13 protein-coding genes are annotated in these 17,470 nt (G+C 69.0%); 3 read left to right on the top strand and 10 right to left on the bottom strand.

The window, feature by feature from the left end:
- Positions 1 to 18 precede the first annotated feature (18 nt).
- Entirely contained in the window at positions 19 to 1,272 is a 1,254-nt protein-coding gene (locus ACIBK4_RS36500) for an acyltransferase family protein (RefSeq protein ID WP_399001895.1), read from the bottom strand.
- 137 nt (positions 1,273 to 1,409) lie between these two features.
- Between ACIBK4_RS36500 and ACIBK4_RS36495 the strand changes: the two genes are divergently transcribed.
- The 3 genes from ACIBK4_RS36495 (at position 1,410) to ACIBK4_RS36485 (ending at position 8,584) form a co-directional block, all read left to right on the top strand.
- Positions 1,410 to 1,970, top strand: coding sequence for a hypothetical protein (locus ACIBK4_RS36495; protein ID WP_399001893.1), 561 nt, complete (start codon positions 1,410 to 1,412; stop codon positions 1,968 to 1,970).
- Positions 1,971 to 2,040: 70 nt separating this feature from the next.
- Positions 2,041 to 2,598 (top strand): hypothetical protein, encoded by a 558-nt coding sequence (locus tag ACIBK4_RS36490; protein WP_399001891.1) that lies wholly within the window; start codon positions 2,041 to 2,043, stop codon positions 2,596 to 2,598.
- An 88-nt stretch (positions 2,599 to 2,686) separates the two neighbouring features.
- On the top strand, positions 2,687 to 8,584 hold the full coding sequence (locus tag ACIBK4_RS36485; protein ID WP_399001889.1) for an amino acid adenylation domain-containing protein: 5,898 nt from the start codon (positions 2,687 to 2,689) through the stop codon (positions 8,582 to 8,584).
- Here ACIBK4_RS36485 and ACIBK4_RS36480 read toward each other — a convergent pair.
- From ACIBK4_RS36480 to ACIBK4_RS36440, 9 genes are all read right to left on the bottom strand, one after another.
- On the bottom strand, positions 8,508 to 9,320 hold the full coding sequence (locus tag ACIBK4_RS36480) for an Asp/Glu racemase (RefSeq protein WP_399001887.1): 813 nt from the start codon (positions 9,318 to 9,320) through the stop codon (positions 8,508 to 8,510). The two genes, ACIBK4_RS36485 and ACIBK4_RS36480, sit on opposite strands and share 77 nt — an antisense overlap.
- A gap of 55 nt (positions 9,321 to 9,375) precedes the next feature.
- Entirely contained in the window at positions 9,376 to 9,855 is a 480-nt protein-coding gene (locus ACIBK4_RS36475; RefSeq protein WP_366431905.1) for a MarR family transcriptional regulator, read from the bottom strand.
- A gap of 74 nt (positions 9,856 to 9,929) precedes the next feature.
- Positions 9,930 to 10,784, bottom strand: a complete 855-nt coding sequence (locus tag ACIBK4_RS36470; protein WP_399001884.1) for an alpha/beta fold hydrolase — start codon at positions 10,782 to 10,784, stop codon at positions 9,930 to 9,932.
- Between the two features lie 39 nt (positions 10,785 to 10,823).
- Positions 10,824 to 11,486 (bottom strand): isochorismatase family protein, encoded by a 663-nt coding sequence (locus tag ACIBK4_RS36465; RefSeq protein ID WP_399001883.1) that lies wholly within the window; start codon positions 11,484 to 11,486, stop codon positions 10,824 to 10,826.
- Positions 11,483 to 12,175: an SRPBCC family protein gene (locus ACIBK4_RS36460; RefSeq protein WP_399001881.1), complete on the bottom strand. Its 693-nt coding sequence runs from the start codon at positions 12,173 to 12,175 to the stop codon at positions 11,483 to 11,485. The genes ACIBK4_RS36465 and ACIBK4_RS36460 overlap by 4 nt, the downstream gene beginning before the upstream one ends.
- A 4-nt stretch (positions 12,176 to 12,179) precedes the next feature.
- Positions 12,180 to 12,755: a (2Fe-2S)-binding protein gene (locus ACIBK4_RS36455; protein ID WP_399001879.1), complete on the bottom strand. Its 576-nt coding sequence runs from the start codon at positions 12,753 to 12,755 to the stop codon at positions 12,180 to 12,182.
- Positions 12,752 to 15,154 (bottom strand): xanthine dehydrogenase family protein molybdopterin-binding subunit, encoded by a 2,403-nt coding sequence (locus ACIBK4_RS36450; protein ID WP_399001877.1) that lies wholly within the window; start codon positions 15,152 to 15,154, stop codon positions 12,752 to 12,754. Before ACIBK4_RS36450 ends, ACIBK4_RS36455 begins: the two co-directional genes overlap by 4 nt.
- Entirely contained in the window at positions 15,151 to 15,999 is an 849-nt protein-coding gene (locus ACIBK4_RS36445; RefSeq protein ID WP_399001875.1) for an FAD binding domain-containing protein, read from the bottom strand. Before ACIBK4_RS36445 ends, ACIBK4_RS36450 begins: the two co-directional genes overlap by 4 nt.
- A 41-nt stretch (positions 16,000 to 16,040) precedes the next feature.
- Complete coding sequence (locus ACIBK4_RS36440) at positions 16,041 to 17,438, bottom strand: MFS transporter (RefSeq protein ID WP_399001873.1); 1,398 nt, start codon at positions 17,436 to 17,438, stop codon at positions 16,041 to 16,043.
- Between the last annotated feature and the right edge of the window lie 32 nt (positions 17,439 to 17,470).

Here is a 17,470-nt window from a genome sequence, read left to right as displayed (position 1 = left end):
AGGGCAGGCGGTCGTCGGTCACCGGATCGGCGACCGCAGTTCCGTGGCGACAACCGGCTCCAGTGGGCGCATGCGGGGCCGGTCGCGTCGTAGCAGAGGTCGTTCGACGAGGGCGTACGAGGCGAGGGCCGCGGCGAATGTGGCCGCGAGGCCGGTCTGGAGGAGGGCGTCGCCGCGTACGCCGAGGTCGTGGAGGAGCCGGATGACGGGGTAGTGCCACAGGTACATCCCGTAGCTGAGGTTGCGGCCGATCCAGACCGGCGTGGACAGCGACAGGAGGCGGGTCGGCCACGCACGGGGGCACAGAGCCAGCGCGGCCACGACACAGGCCGTGAGCAGGGCGGCGACCAGGAAACCGACCGTGTACCAGACGGGGTTCCAGTCGCTCACCTCGGTGATCGGGATCTGCCAGGCGATCAGCCCCAGCAGCGCGAGCGCGGGCCAGACGAGCCGGCCCGCCCATCGGCGCAGCGCCGCCAGCCGGGGGTCGTCGGCGCGCAGCCGGGCCAGGACGAGGGCGAGCAGGGCGCCGATGAGGAGTTGGTCGGCCCGGGTGTCGGGGCCGTTGTAGATGCGGTGCGCGGCCGACGGATCCCAGAGCACCGTCCGCCACAGCACCGGCAGGACGCACAGCACGGCGACGCAGGCCAACACTGCGCGTGCCGTCGCGTGCCGTAGGAGTACGAGCAGCAGGAGCGGCCAGGCGAAGTAGAACTGCTCCTCCACGCCCAGGGACCAGGTGTGGCTCAGCGGCGCGGTGAGATCGGAGTACGCCCCGTCGTTCCCGGCCCGAACGAGATTGACCACCGACCCCGCGGCCAGGGCGGCGGCCACCCATGCCCCGCGGAACAACGGCAGGGCGAACGTCACGGAGAGCAGCGCGGTCACCGCGCACATCACCAGCAGGGCGGGCATCAGCCGCAGCCACCGTCGCCGGTAGAACGACCACAGGCCGATGCCTCCGGTACGGGCGTACTCGCCGACCAGCAGCCGCGTGATGACGAACCCGCTGATCGTGAAGAACACGTCCACACCCACCGAGCCGCCCGGCACCAGGTCCGGCTCCAGGTGGTAGACGATCACCAGCACCACCGCGACCGTCCGCAGTCCGTCCAGCCCCGCGACCCGCCCACCACCCCGCAGCGCCGACGAAAAGCCCCGCCCACCACCTCTGCCCCGATCCGCGGACGCGGGCACGAGCGGCGCCGCCGCCCGCACATCAGGGCTCTGCTCCGTGGCCTCGTCTACGGTGCTCTGCTGCAGGGTGCTCATAACGGCCGCGTCTGCCCAGGCCTGCCGGGATCACACAAATTCTCAGGTTCCCCACAGGCCGGTGTCGCTTTTCGGACGCCGGAGTCCGGTGGGTAATCGGTGGTCGGCGGGGTGACCGGCTTGGCAGACTGCGCGGCATGAGCAACTCGTACGCGCAGGCAGTGCTGAGGACGACGGATCTCGCCGAGGTACTGCGAGCCGCCGGGCGACTGCTCGATCTCGCCGACACGACGGAACTCGAAGTCGACTTCGAGGCGCGGGTCTCCACGCCCCGCGAGCTGGAGCGGTTGAGCGAGGTGATGCCGAAAGCCGAGTGGTGGTCCTACGGAGGCGACCGGAACGGCTCCTCGGCCGATGGTGACACTCCGTCGGAGTGCCTCCCGATCTTCATGCGCAGATGGTGCATGGCACCGGAAGCCGTAGCGGGCTTCTTGGCCGCGACGGGGAACGTTCCGGCCATGGTGCGCTGGGACTTCCGAGGCTGGCCCGAGGCTCCGGAGGCGGGCCTCGGGGTCGGTGGCACCAGAGGCGCCTACGTGACGGTGTGCGTGAACGCGCGCGACCTCGACCTCGACGAGCCCGCGCCGGACCACACGCTGTACGTCCACGTGAAGCAGGTCGAGGCCGAACGGGCTCCTTGGCTGGCGGCACAGGTCGGCCTGCGGGTCTTCGGGGAACTGGAGATGGCACCCCTCTGAACTCGGTGGGGACCGGATCCTGTCTAGGCTGTGACCTGCGATCATCGCGTGACTCGCGGAAGGAGACGCGGTGTTGGGACTGCTGGGCTTCTACGACGAGTTCGACGACCGCTCCGGTCGGACGAACGGGTCGATACACGATGCCGTCCGGCCCGTCGGCGAGCCGGACGAGGCGGATCTGGTGGCCTATCTGGACGCCGGGCACGTCCTGATCGACGTCATGGAAGCCGGGCACGACGTCATCACGGGTGCCCCTCACCGGAATTCAGCGGGATGCTCCTCCCTGGTGACCGACGGGGCGTGGCTGTGGCGGCAGGACTTCCCGCACTACCTGGAGACACATCACGTCTCGCTGCCCGAGGCGTTCGTCGAGCACGTCCGCGGCCTGAACCATCGGATGCCCAGCATCACCGTCGCGGAGTTCGCCCCGCACTACGACGAGACCATGCCCCTGGTCGGCTGGGCCTCGGCGGTGCCGTGGACGTCGACTGCGACCGTGCTCGTACCTGAACCACGAGCAGTGACCGACAAGGTCCAGTTCGACGCGTCGGCGTCGGCCCAGTCGCGGAACCGGCCGCACGGCAGCTGGGGCAGAGCGCGCAAGCCTCGCAACCCGCCGAGAACATAGGGCACCGCCGCCTGCTTTCATTGCTCATTACGACTCCGGTCCAGTGAAATGAGCTCTGCACGTGCCGTACACAAAAAGTTCATTCGCCATGTTGGGGGCCCAGCTCGGGGTCTGGTACGGCACCCTCCTCGAACCGCATTCGCCCCGCTTCAACATGAGTCAGACGTGTGAGGTTCTGGGTCCCGTGGACCCGGACATTCTGCGGGCGACGTTCCGTCATGTGTCGCTCGAAGTGGAGGCCGTGCGGCTGCGGTGTGTGGAGGAGGAGGGGGTGCCGGCGCAAAGGGTCGGGTCGTTGCCGCCGCCTCCCATGGAGTTCGTCGACTTCAGCGATGCGCCTGATCCCCGGGAAAGTGCGGACGCGTGGATCGAAGCGGATCGGGTCAAGGTGTTCGACCTGGCCGTCGGCTCGATGACCCGCCACTGCCTTCTCAAGCTGGCGCACGACCGCTTCATCGTCTCTTCGTGCGCGAGCCATATCGCTTTGGACGGCTACGGAGAGACTCTGTTCAATCAGCGCACGACGGAGGTGTATCAAGCGCTGTTGGACGGAAAGCGCCCCGAGGTGCGGTCTCTCGGGTCGGTGCGGGAGTTGGTTGACGAGGAGTCCGCCTATCGCGGCTCGGCTGAGTACGACGAAGACCGCCGGTACTGGACGGAACGACTGGACGGAGCGGGAACCCCGCCGTCCCTCTCGCTCGGGCCACGGCAGGGTGAGGAGCACCAGGTCGTCTGCTCGGGGCGGATTCCCTCGGAACAGCGCGACGCGTTGCGCACCGCGACGCGTGCCGCTCTGCCCGTCGTGATCGCCGCGGCGGTGGCCGTCTATCTGAATCGGGTGACCGGCGAGTCCGACATCGTTCTGGGAATTCCCGTTTCCGAACGGGTGACTCCGGCGGCCAAGAAGACGCCCTCCATGATGACCAATTCCGTTCCGTTGCGGCTGACCGTCGACCGGGACATGAGTTTCGCCGAAGTGGTCAAACAGGTGTTGAAGGAGATGCGGGACGGTCGTCGTCACCAGCGTTACCGTTTCCAGGACCTGCGTCGAGATCTTCGACTGCGCGGCGACCAGAAACTCTTCGGCCCCGAAATCAACGTGCTGACGTTCCCCAACGGGTTCGAACTCGGCGGTCACAAACTCATCCAGCGTTACATCAACACCGGACCCTGCGACGACCTCACCCTCTTGATCTACGACCCCGCCGACGGACACGGGCTCGTCATGGACGCCATAGGCAACAGCGATCGGTACTCCGAGGACGAGGTGACCGGGCATCATCGGCGGTTGCGCCACATCCTCGACCTCGTCACGGAGAATCCCGACATTGTCGTAGGCGATATCGATGTTCTGTATCCCGCCGAGCGGGAGAAGATCCTCGTTGAGTGGAATGACACCGCGGTTCCCGTGCCGGACACGACCCTCGCCGGAATGTTCGCGGCGCAGGTCGCCGCGACACCGGATGCGGCAGCGGCTGTTCATGGGGACGAGACGGTTTCCTATGCCGTGCTCGATGCAACTGCCGGTGGAATCGCCCGTGTTCTGGCAGATCATGGTGCCGGTCCTGGACAGTGTGTCGCGCTGCTACTGCCTCGCTCGGTGGGTCTCGTTGCGGCGATGGTCGCGGTCGCGAAGACCGGTGCGGCCTTCCTGCCCGTCGACACGGAATTTCCCGATGCTCATGTCGGGCGCATTCTGTCCGACGCCGGGCCTGGACTGGTGATCACGGACGCGGCGCATGCCTCCGTTCTTCCTCCGGACACCCGGCATGTCGTCGTCGACTCGCTCGGTGCCGTGGGTGAGGTCAAGGCCGGTGCACGCGAGGCCGCCTGTGCGGATACGGCCGTGGGGGAAACGCCGGCCTACGTCATCTACACCTCCGGATCGACCGGTCAGCCCAAGGGAGTTGTGGTCCCGCAGCGGGGGATCGTCAATCGGCTCCACTGGACGCAGGCGCAGTACGCGTTGGAGAGCGGTGACCGTGTTCTTCACAAGACGTCGATCAGTTTCGATGTCGCTCTGTGGGAGATCTGGTGGCCGTTGACCGTCGGGGCGGCCGTGGTGATCGCCGAGCCCGGTGGACAGCGTGATCCCGCGTATCTGAGTGAGCTGATCCGTCGTACGGGGGTGACCACCGCGCATTTCGTGCCGTCACTTCTCGCGGAGTTCCTCAACGAGCCGTCCGCGGCCTCCTGTTGGGGTCTCCTGCGGGTATTGAGCAGCGGGGAACGGCTCAGCGGCGCGTTGGCCGAGCGGTTCCACCGGACACTTCCGACCGTACGGCTGCACAATCTGTACGGTCCCACCGAGGCGTCGATCGATGTCACCGCCTGGGAGAGCCGGCCGGAGGAAGTCGAGGGGACGGACGTACCCATTGGACGGCCGGTGTTCAATACGCGGACGTATGTGCTGAACGACAGCCGTATGCCGGTTCCGCCCGGGTATCCCGGTGACCTGTATCTGGCGGGCGCGCAGCTGGCGTCGGGCTATCTGAACCGGCCGGATCTCACGGCGGAGCAGTTCGTCGCTGATCCCTACGGCACATCGCCGGACGAGCGCATGTACCGGACGGGAGACATCGCCCGTTATCGGCCCGACGGAGTTCTCGAATACCTGGGCCGCGCGGACGGTCAGGTCAAGATTCATGGATTCCGTATCGAACTGGGCGCCGTGGAGGCGGTGTTGCTCGCGCACGACGACGTGCGGGCGGCCGTCGCGACCGTGCACACGGACCGGGCGGGCCACGAGCGACTGATCGCCCATGTGGTGCGTTCGGACCCGGAGAGTTCCCTCACGGACGCCGATCTGCGGGAGTTCGTGGCGTCCCGTCTCCCTTCGTACATGGCGCCGACCGTACTGACCGTCGACGCAATCCCGTTGAAGGTGAACGGGAAAGTGGACCACAGTGCGCTTCCCGCTCCCGACTTCTCCTCGCGGGGTCCAAAGCGCGTTCCGCGTACGGCAGTTGAGCATGCGCTTCACGGTCTGGTCGCGAGTGTGCTCGGCCTGGACGACATCGGTATCGACGACAACTTCTTCGAACGCGGCGGCGACAGCATCCTCGCCATCAGGCTGGTGACCCGGGCGAGGGAACAGGGGTGGGCGCTGTCCGTGCAGGACGTGTTCTCCGAGGGCACCGTCAGGACCTTGGCCGCCGTCGCACGGCACGTATCGCAACACCGGGCTGATGAGGCGCCCGGGCTCGGGTGGGGAGAAGTCGCGGTCACGCCGATCGTCGCGATGCTGGAGCAGACGGCCGACAGCTTCGACGCGTTCCATCAATTCGCCGTCTTGCGTACTCCGTTGGGCCTCGGCCAGGACACGGTGAAGAACGCGCTCCAGGCCGTACTGGACCATCACGACATGCTCAGGCTCCGCGCGTGGCGCGAGGACGGGCGGCTCCGGCAGGTCGTGTCCGAACCGGGTTCGGTGCGCGTCGACGGCTGCCTCACGCGCGTGTCCGTCGGGGAGTTGGACGGCAAGGCATGGGACGACGTCCTGACCGAGCAGCGGCACGCGCAGGCCGGCCGGCTCCGGCCTGAGGACGGGACGGTGTTCAAGGCCGTCTGGTTCGACGCCGGTCCCGAACGACGCGGCAGGCTTCTTCTCGTGCTCCACCATCTGGTGGTGGACGCCGTGTCCTGGCGGGTGATCCTCGCCGATCTCGCGCAAGCGTGTGCGTCGGTCGACGCCGGGCTACCGGTCGAACTCGCCCGCGTGCACGGCTCGTTCCGGCAATGGGCGATCCGGGAGACCACCGATGCCGCCCTCGCCGCCGAGCGTTCGCTCGCCACCTGGGAGCACCAACTCCGCCGCCCCAACGGCCTGTTCGGGGACCATGCGGGCGACGACGTGCCGAACGAGACCGTGGCGGCACTGCGCAACCTGACGATCGACCTGCCTCCCGAGACGACCGCCCCGCTGCTCACCAGCATTCCGGCGGCCTTTCACGCGACCACGGAAGACGTCCTCCTGACCGCGCTGGCCCTGGCGATCGGGCGTCTGCGGGCCCTCCGCCGGCCGCACAATCCGGTGGCCGCGGACGACAGCGTTCTGCTCATGCTCGAACGCCACGGACGCACCACCACGTCGAACGACGCCGGGGCGCCGGACATCTCGGGAACCGTCGGCTGGTTCACGCACGAGTTCCCCGTCAGCCTCCAACTGGGCACGCTGGACTGGTCCGAGGTGGTGGACGCAGCCGCCGGACTCACCGCGGAGGTGAAGCGCACCAAGGAGCGACTGCGTACCGTCAGAGGGATCAGCGCCGACTACGGACGGCTTCGCCACCTCAACTCCGGTACCGCCACCGCCCTTTCGGACTTCCCGCAGCCGCAGGTCCTCTTCAACTACCTCGGCCGGACGCCCGCCGACCAGGACGCCGACTGGGCCGTGGTCCCCACATCCGAAGGTCTCGTCCCCGGCTACGACCCGCACATGCCCGTCAGACACGGGCTGGAGATCAACGTCTGCGCCTACGACCTCCCCGAGGGCCCGCGACTGACCGCCAACTGGCTGTGGTCGCCGGGCCAGTTGGACGAGAGCGAGGTCCGCCTGCTCGCCGATCTCTGGGAGACCGCCGTCCGCGGCATCGTCGGCCACATGAGCCATCCCGGCACCGGAGGCAGGACGCCGACCGATCTGCCGCTGGTGGCTCTGAGTCAGACGGAGATCGAGGTTCTGGAAGAGGCCCATCCCTCGCTTGAGGACGTCTTCCCGCCGTCCCCGGACCAGACGGCCGGATTCAAGGGAACCGAGCCGCTGCCACGTCCCGTTCAGTGGGTCGTTCATCTTGCGGGACCGCTTGAGCCGGAGAGGCTGCGGACGGCGATCGCCTCGCTCACCCGTCGGCACGGCGCGCTGCGGGGCGGGATGTGGGGCAGGGGAGAGAACGGCTTCGTGCACTTCGTCGTCGCCGACGCGTCTCCGGCATGGCGGTTCACGGACCTCTCCGCCCTCGGGCCGATCGACCGGGACACACAGATCCTGAAAGTGCGCGAAGAGGACTGGCAGCAGCCGTTCGACCTGGCCCGTCCTCCGCTGTTCCGGTTCACCCTCGTCCGGCTCGGACAGGCCGAGCACCGCCTCGTCATGACGAACGACCACCGCGTGCTGGACGGCTGGTCCTTCCCCGTGCTGCTCGAAGAGCTTCTGGAGTTGTACGAGACCGACGGAAACGATGAATTCCTCGCGCCCGTTCCGTCGTACCGAAGCTATGTCGAATGGCTCACCGCACAGGACGAGGAAGCGGCCAGGAACGCTTGGGCGACAGCCCTTGCCCACGCACATCCGACCGTCCTCGCCAGGCCCCTCGTCGGTGCTCGCGCGCCCCTTGAGGAAATCACGCTGGAACTGCCCCTAGAACTGACAACGGCGCTGGCCGAAATCGCCGGCCGTCACCGCATGACCCTGGGAACAGTCTTCCAAGGAGCCTGGGCCGCGGTGCTCGGCCGACTGACGGGAGAGAGCGATCTCGTCCTCCTCAGCTCCACAGGGGGACGTCCTCCCGAGATCGCGGGCGTGGAACGCATGGTCGGCGCGCTGGCGAACTCCACCCTTCTGCGGATCCGACTCGACGGCGACAAGCCCTTCATCGACGAGCTGAAACGTCTTCGGGACCAGCAGGCCGATCTGCTGGCACATCGGCACCTGCCGTTGAGGGACGTCCTGGAGATCAGCGGCATGGAAAGGCTGCCGGATGTCATGTTCCTGAATCAGAACTATCCGCTGGATCGCGAAAAATTCAGTGACCGTCCGGTAATCCGAGTGTCAGGAATCGACTTCAGGAGCATGGGGGAGGGCGTCTCCTTGAATCCCATGATCTATCCGGGATCGCCTTACACGATGGTGGTGCGCTATCAGCCGAAGCAACTCCGTGAGGCTGAAGTCCGTGAGATGTGCGAACAGTTCACCGACGTCCTGTCGTCCGTCGCGGCGGCTCCGGGTCTTCCCCTCGCCGCCCATCGGCCCCCACCTCACCACTGAGCAGCCTGCCGGCGCCGGGAACGACCGTGGGCAGCCCCAGCTCGACGAGGATGCGGTACGCCGTGGCGGTCGCCGCCGAGAGCACCGGCAGCCCGCACGCATCCTCCACCGGCTGGATCGACGGCAGTGAGGGCATCTGGACACACGCGGACAGGACGAGCGCGTCGGCCCGGGACAGGTCCAGGCGCCGCCAGTGGTCGCGCAGGTCGGCGGGGTCGAGGTGGGCGACGGCCAGGTTGTCCGGCACCTCCAGGCTCAGCGCGTCCACCACCTCGACGCCCGCGTCCTCGATATAGTCCGCGACCAACTGGGTGAGCGGCTTCAGGTACGGCGTGACGATCGCGACCCGGCGGGCGCCCAGGGCCGCGATGCCGTCGAGGAGGGCGCCCGCGCTCGACGCCACCGGGGCCTGGGAGCCCTCGGCGCGCAGCACACCAGTGATCTCGTCCTCTGCGGTGCAGTGATGTCCCGGCCCCTGCGCCATGATCGCCACGAGGCAGGCTGTGACGACCACGTCGGGCCGGGCGTCGGCGAGCTCCAGCGCCGCGCGCCCCGTCTGCGCGTTCATGGCCCGCAACTGCTCGGGTGTCACATGCTGCATGCGCATACGGCTGCTGTGGAAGACGAACCGGTCCTCCGGGATCAGGGACTCGCGCTGCCGCATCATGCGCGGCAGCTCCGTCTCCATGGTCAGGTTCGAGCTGGGCACGATCATGCCGATGCGGTGATCGGGCACGGGATCCTCCGGGTGTGGTCGGTGACCGGGGATCCGCCGACCGCCGCCTCGGCGGTCAGGAGTCCTCGGCCAGTCCCTCCCAATGATCGGCGAGGGACGTGAACAGATGCATGATGTCCTCGCGCCGCTCGGGTCCGAACGGCGCGAGAAGGCGCTCGTCGAGCCGACGGGCGCGGAGGTTCGCCTCGTGGAGGGTCCGCTCACCCTCCTCCGTGAGGTGGAGGAGCTTGCGGCGGCCGTCGTCCGCGGCGGTCCTGCGCACGATCAGACCCCGGTTCTCCAGCCGCCGGGCCACGTCCGCCATCGTCGACGTGTCCAGCGAGACCGCGGACGCCATCGAGCGTTGGTCGCTGCCCGGCGCCGCCTCCACGGCCTGGAGCACCGCGAACTGCGGGCCCGTGAGTGTCGGGTCCACGGCACGGATCCAGACCGCGAGATACGCCTGGTACAGGCGGCGGACCTGGTAGCCGGGCGCGGCGGTGAGCGCCGGAGGCGGGCCGGGCGTGGACGTCGGGGTTGCGGTTTCGTCACCCATGGAGCCCACTTAAGCACGGCACTTGATCGAGTCGTCAGCCGGACCGGTGATCTCCGGCGACTCGCGCGGCGGCGTCACACCAGCATTGGGCGCAGGACCCGGCGCAGGGCCACGAGCGCGGCGGACGGGTTGTCCCAGAACAGCATGTGGCCGGCGTCCGGGATCTCGGCCAGCACGGCCGACGGGAGCAGCCGGGCCGCCTCCGCCGCGCCCTCCGCGGTGACGACGGGACTGTCGGCGCCGTACAGGAGTGCCGTGGGCCCGGGAACGGACGGCCACCAGTCGAAGAAGTCCTCGCTCTCGAAACCGCGGTGCGTGGCGGTGACGGCCTCCGTGTCGCAACTCGCCAACCACCGGGCCCGCAGCTCCTGTTCGCGGCGCGGCCAGCGCGGCCAGGACCGGGACACCTCGTCCGCGTCGGTACCGCGCCGCGCCTGGGCCAGTTGGTCGAGGAAGGCGTCCAGGGGCGTGGGATACGGCCCGCGTCCCGGGCCGCTCATCGGCGGGTCGCCCAGCACGGTGCCCCGCAGTGCCACCTTGGCCCGTACGGCGGTCACGGCCGCGATCCGCGCGCCCATCGAGTGCCCGAGGAGGACCGGCCGGTGCAGGCCGAGCCCCTCGACGACGGCCTCGGTGTCCTCGGCGTACTCCTCCAGCCCGTACGATCCGCCGCCGTCCGACAGCCCACGCCCACGGACGTCGACCACCAACGGCCGGACGAGAGGCGTCAGTTCACGCGCCACGAAGTCCATCGCCACGGCCGGGCTGGTGATGCCCGGCAGCACGAGCAGCGGGACGCCGTCACCGCCGTAGTCCAGGACGTGCAGGCGGGTGCCGCCCGAGCGGACCCAGCGGCTGGTGGCGGGGACGTCCGCGAGATCGGCCAGCGCGGACTGTGGCAGCAGGCGGGTGGGTGGGGGTGGGGGCATGGGGTTCTCCAAGGTGCCGAGCGTGCCGGGCAGTTGGGGTTACGGGGCGGTCCTGGGCAGTGTGTCGAGATAGCCGACGGCGTCCTTGAGGTCGATCACGTCGCCGTACTTGGCCTGGATGTCGAAGAGGTTCGCCTCGTGCGGACCCTGCGCGCGGTCGCCGACGCACTCCCTCGGCACCAGCACCGGGAAACCGGACTGCACGGCGTCCACGGCGGTGGCCCGTACGCAACCGCTGGTCGTCGCGCCGCACACCAGGACCGTGTCGCGGCCGAGTCCGGTCAGCAGGGCGGCGAGGGAGGTACCGAAGAACGCCGACGCGCCCTTCTTCACGATCAGATGGTCCTGCGGCGAGCGCGGCAGCCGAGGGTCGAGCGCGACCTCCTCGCCGCCCTCGACCAGGCTCCGCATGCCCTGTGCCTTCTGCAGCCAGGTGACGGCATCGCCCGCCGCCTCGGCCGGGGTGTAGGAGATCGCCGTGAACACCACCGGCACGTCGGCCGGACGCGCCGCCGCGATCAACTGGCCGGTGGCCGCGACGACTTCGGTGAGGTCGGCCCCTGAAGGGAAGTCCGGTTCGGTGAAGCCGCGCGTGAGGTCGACCACGACGATCGCGGGACGGATGCCACGGCGCACGGGCGCGCCGAACCCGGCCCGCTGATACGTCTGTTCCGTCGCCTGCCCGTACTGAGCGTCGCTCATGACGTCCTCCGAAGGGCGCGCAACTCCCGTGCCTGCGCGCCGAGTCGGCCGAGCAGCCAGCCCTCCAGCACACCGACGGCGAACGCCCCTGCCACCAGGCCGTACTTGGCGGCTCGCGGGCCCAACAGCAGGGCCAGGCCGTCGAGATCGGAGTCCTGCGCGATGACCGGTTGCGTCACGACGGGAGTGGTCGGGGCTGCCATAGGAGCGATCGGGGTCACCGCGGAAGTGGTTCCTACGGCCCGGTCCTGGTCCAGCAGGCTCCCCAGGTTCCGCGCGAACTGCTGGAGGATCCGGTCCGACACCGTGACGATCGCGCCCTTGCCGAACTGGACGATCTTGCCCCGGATCACCAGGTCCGTGGAGAGCTGGAGCAGCGCACCCTCGGGCGCCGCGAGGATGTCGAGAGAGACCTCGGCCTCCGCGTCCCCGCTGCCGTGGGTGTCCGTACCGCGCGCGTGCACCCGCAGTCGCCGGTGCTCGGCGTCGATCTCCAGGAAACGGACGGTACCCGCGTACGAGGCGCTGATGGGACCCACCCGGATCTTCACCCGGCCCCGCCAGCTGTCGCCGTCCTGCCCGTCGAGCGCGGCGCCCGGCATGCAGGAGGCGACGCGTTCGACGTCGTTCATCAGGGCGAAGACGTCGTCGGGGGAGGCCTTGATCGGCACGGTGTTGGTGAGCTGCATGCGGTCAGTGCTCCTTGCCGGCGGGGCTGTCGCAGGTGTTGGCGCAGGCCTGGCGCCGGGTCGTCGCGCAGGCGTCGATCGCCTCGACGATGGTCTGGTAGCCGGTGCACCGGCACAGGTTCGAGGCGACCACTTCGCGGATCTCCTCCTTCGTCGCGTCCGGCCGCTCGGCGAGGAACCCTTCGGCAAGCATCAGGAAACCGGGTGTGCAGAAGCCGCACTGCAGCGCGTGGTGTTCGCTGAACGCCCTTTGCAGATCGCTGAGTTCACCGCCACCGCCACCGCCACCGCCACCGCCATCTCCGTCCTCTGACAATGACTCGACCGTGCGGATCCGCGCCCCCTCGGCCTGCGCCGCGAACATCAGGCAGGCGCGGACGGGGCGTTCGTCGACCAGGACCGTGCAGGCGCCGCAGATCCCGTGCTCGCATCCGACGTGCGTCCCGGTCAGGCGCAGTTCGTGGCGCAGTACGTCGACGAGGGTGCGGCGGGGCTCGGTGATCACGTCGTACCGCTCGCCGTTGACATCGAGGGCGATGAGCTGGAGGTCCGGACGGGTCGCCACGGGGTCGGTGTTCATGAGGACAACTCCAGGCTCGGGGCGCCGTTCAGCGCGCGGTGCACGGTCTCGGGGGTGATCGGTGTGTCGTCGAGTTCGACACCGGTCGGGCGCAGGGCGTCGTTCACGGCGTTGAGTACGGCGGCGGGCGCCCCTATCGTTCCGCCCTCGCCGGCACCCTTCGCACCGGTCTCCGTGAACGCGCAGGGCGTCTCCAGATGGTGGATCAGCACGTCCGGGATCTCGTGCGCGGTCGGCACCTTGTAGTCCATGAAGCCGGTCGCCGACGGTTCCCCCTGGGCGTCGTACGTCACCTGCTCGAACAGCGCGCCCGCGATGCCCTGCGCGATACCGCCCCGGCACTGCCCCTCCACGACCTGCGGATTGATGGCGACCCCGCAGTCCTCGACGCACACGTACCGCAGGATCTCCACCTGCCCTGTACCGGCGTGCAGTTCGACGACGCAGGCATGGGTGGCGTTGGAGAAGGTGCCGTCGTTGAACACGTCGAAGGTGGCGGTGACCGACAGCCCCGGCTCGATGTCCTTCGGCAGCAAGTGGGCCTGGAGGTAGGCGATGTCGGCGATCTCCTCGTAGGTGAGGGTGTCTTGGGCACCGTTGGAGTTACGGTGGCGGGCGGCGCCGTCCGACAGCTCCACCTCGTCGGGAGTAACTCCCCAACGGGACGCGGCGATTGCCCGCAGCTTGTCGCCGAGCTTCGCGGCGGCCAGGCGTACCGCGCTGCCGCCGATGGTGATGGAGCGGCTGGCGAAGGTGCCGAAGCCGTAGGTGATGCGGTCGGTGTCGCCCTGATGGAGCCTCACCTTGGCGATGTCCAGGCCGAGTTCGTCGGCGACGATCTGGGCCATCGTCGTCTCGTGGCTCTGGCCGTGGTTCATGGTGCCGGTGGTGAAGGTGACCGTGCCGCTGGTGTCCATCCGCACCTCGGAGATGTCGAAGCCGGGCACCACCTTCATCTTGCGCTGCGCGAAGGCCGCCGAGCCGTAGCCGGTGCGCTCGCTGAAACAGGAGTAGCCGATGCCGATGTGCCGGCCCTCGGCCGTCGCCGCTGCCTGCGTCTCGTACCAGCCCTCTTCTCGGACGAGCCGCTCGCAGAGGTTGAGCGACTCCAGGTAGGAGCCCGGGTCGTAGGTGATGTTGTTGACGCCCTTGTAGGGGAAGTCGGTGATGACATTGCGGCGGCGGATCTCGACCGGATCCAGGGCGAGTTGGCGTGCGGCACGCTCGAAGAGCCGCTCCATGACCATGACGTACTGCGGCCGGCTCACCCCGCGATACGGCCCGGTGGGCGCCTTGTTGGTGGTGACCGCCCGGCCCCGCACCCGGTATGCGGGGAGCTGGTAGACGCCGGGCATCTCGGCGGACGCCATCAGCGGCTCGATGCCCGCCGTGAACGGGTAGCAGGAGTACGCGCCCATGTCGCAGACCACGTCCGTGTCGAGCGCGAGGATCCTGCCCTCGGCGTCGAAGGCCGCGCGTGCCCGGTAGTGCTGTTCGCGGGCGAGGAACGACGCGGTCAGGGCGTCCTTGCGGTCCTCGATCCACTTCACCGGGCGGCGGAGTCGTAGGGCGGCCGCCGCTGCGGCGATCTCCTCGCGGCCGACGACGCACTTCTGGCCGAAGCCGCCGCCCATGTCGGGGACCACGACCCGCACGGCACGTTCGTCGAGACGGAGGCAGCGGGAGGCCACCGTCCTTACCTGGTGCGGGATTTGGGTGCAGGTGTGCACGACGAGCTGTTCCTCGCGGTCGTCCCAGTGCGCCACGGCGCCCCGGGTCTCCAGGGGGAGCGCGTTCTGCCGTCCGGTCTTGGTGTCGACCTCGACGACACAGGGCGCGGACGCGAAGATCCCGTCGATGCCCTCCGTCGCGAACAGGGAGACGTCCACCAGGGTGTTGGCCGCGGCCTCGGCGTGCACGAGCGGGGCGTCGGCCGCGAACGCCGCCTCCTCGGACATGACCGGGGGCAGCGTGGCGTACGTGACCTTCGCCGCCTCCAGGCCGTCCTCCGCCGCGTAGGCGTCGCGGGCCACGACGATCGCGATCGGTTCGCCGACGTAGCGGACCTTGTCGCGGGCCAGTACCGGCATCGCGGTCGGGACGAACTCCGAGAGCGGGCGGCCCAGTTGGGCGACGATGTCGCCGAGCTCCAGGTCCTCGGCCGTGAACACCGCGACGACGCCCGGGATTTCGCGCACCGTCGACACGTCCACCGAGGCCAGCTCGGCGTGGGCGACCGTGCTGCGTACGAACTGGGCGTGCAGCATGCCGGGCAGCGCGATGTCGTCGACGAACCGGCCGCGCCCGGCGAGCAGGCGCGGATCCTCGCGACGGCGAACCGCCTTGCCCACCAACTTGTTCTGGTTCAAGGGGACTTCGCGCGTCAGGGAACCGCTCATCGGGACACCGCCTCCTCGCACGCGCGCCGGACCAGGGTCCGTACGAGTTGCTTGCGGTAATGCGTGCTGCCGGACGCGTCGGCGGGTGGCTCCACGGCCTCCGCAGCAGCCGATGCGCAGGCCTCGAAGGAGCCGCCGTCCGCCAACACGGCCTCGGCCTGCGGCACTTGGACGGCTGCCGACGCCACCCCGCCGAGTGCCACCCGGCCCCCGCGTACCTCGCCGTTCTTCACATCGAGGTCGACGGCGGCGGCCACGAGGGCGAAGTCCCCGCGACGCTCGGCGAATTCGGTGAGTGCGGCGTGCGGTGCGGGACGGGGGAACACGATCTCGACGAGGATCTCGTCCGGGTCGAGGGCGGTTGTGTAGTAGCCGTGGAAGAAGTCCCTTGCCGGGATGGTGCGTTCACCCTGCGGACCGCGCGCCACGAACTCCGCGCCGAGTGTCACCGCGAGCAGGCACCACTCGGCGGTGGCGTCGCCGTGCGCCATGCTGCCGCCGACCGTGCCACGGGTGCGGATCGGGAGGTGCCCGATCCAGGTCATGGCCTTCCGCAGGACCTCGAAGCCCGCCCCCAGCACTCCGGCCGGGTCCGCCTCCACCGTGTGATGGGTGGTGAGCGCCCCGATGCGCAGTCCGCCGTCGGCGTCCCGGTGCATCCGGTCCAGTTCGCGCAGGCCGCCTATGTCGACGAGGTGGCGCGGCCGGGCCAGCCGGTAGTTCATCATCGCCACTAGGCTCTGGCCGCCGGCGATGACCTTGGCGTCGTCGCCGAGTTCGGCCAACAGCCCTGCTGCGCCGTCGACATCGCGGGCCCGGTGGTACTGGAAAGGGGCGGGCTTCATGATCCTCCGTAAGTTGTCGGGCGGCCCGGGAGGGGTGTGCTTCAGAGCGCCGGCTGTTCGGCGACGCTCAGCCGGGGGAGGGCCGACGGCTCCTCCTCGTCGGCGTCCAGGACCCGGCCCTTCGTCTCCGGTGCGGCGAACGCCATCCACACGACGGCCAGCAGGACCGCAACTCCCAGTACTGCGAAGGTCGTTGCCAGTCCCAACGCGGGCCACATCAGCGAGCCGAACAGCATCGGGGCGAAACCGGTGAGCGCCCGGCTGACCGACGAGGCCCAGCCGAAGCCGCTGGCCCGCAACTCGGTGGGGTACAACTCGGAGGCGTACGCGTAGAGGGCGGGGATCGTGAGCTGGATCAGGAAGCCGAAGACGGCGATCGCTACGACGGACCCCGTCGGCATCTTCATCACCAGCGCGAACACGACGAGCGCGGCGGAGGCGACCGGTGCCGAGATCCCGATGAGCCACTTGCGGCCGACGATGTCGACGAGGGCCGTGGACGCCAGCACACCGACGATGCCGACCCCGCTCATCAACGTGGTCTTCATGAAGGCCGCGGTGTCGCCGAGGCCCTCGTCCTTGAGGATGGTCGGCATCCAGCTCAGGGCCGCGTAGTAGACCAGCATGATCGTGGCGAAGAGGAGCCACGCGGCCGAGGTGATGCGCGGGCTGAACTGCCATACACGGCGCAGCTGTTCGGCCGCTGCCGCCACTCCGCGCGGGCCGGTCTCGGCGACGGGTTCCGGGATCGTGTACAGCACGGTGGGCGCTCCGGTGCGGGCGACCAGGTCGTCGATGACCTGCCTCGCCTCCGCCTCGCGGCCCTTCTTCGCCAGGTAGATCGGCGACTCCGGGATACCTCGTCGGGCCCAGAACAGGAGCAGCGCGGGCAGGACCATCGTGGTCAGCATCCACCGCCAGTTGCCGTCGACCGACAGCAGGGCCGTCGACACGAACCCGCACAGCGTGACGCCCACCGGCCACCACACGTCGAGCCCGGTCAGCACCCGCCCCCGGTACTTGCGCGGCGAGAACTCGCTGACCAGCGCGTAGTCCACGGGGATGCAGCCGCCGAGGCCGATGCCCGCGAGGAAGCGCAGCGCGAGGAAGACGGGGTACGTGGGCGAGAGCGCGCCGAGGACGGAGAACAGGGCGAAGATCAGCAGGGTGACGCTGAAGGCCTTCTTGCGGCCGATGCGGTCCGCGACCGAGCCCCAGACGATGGCGCCCACGGCCATGCCGACGAGGTTGGCGGTGGCGACGTAGCCGCGATCGCTCAGGGAGAGGTCGAAGTGCGCGCCCACCAGCGGCATCAGGAAGCCGTTGAGGGCGATGTCGTAGGCGTCGAAGAGGTAGCCGAGGCCGCCGATGATGAAGATCTTTCCCTGGACGGGCCATTTCCAGGGGAGTTCCTGAACTATCTGATCGCCTGTTTTCACGTTCGCTCCACGGTGTTTCGTGTCTGGTACGT

Origin of the sequence: Streptomyces sp. NPDC050528, assembly GCF_044457795.1 — a bacterium.
Lineage (GTDB): Bacteria > Actinomycetota > Actinomycetes > Streptomycetales > Streptomycetaceae > Streptomyces.
The sequence above is the reverse complement of the archived record's forward strand: the minus strand, read 5'-3'. Positions and strand labels throughout refer to the sequence as shown.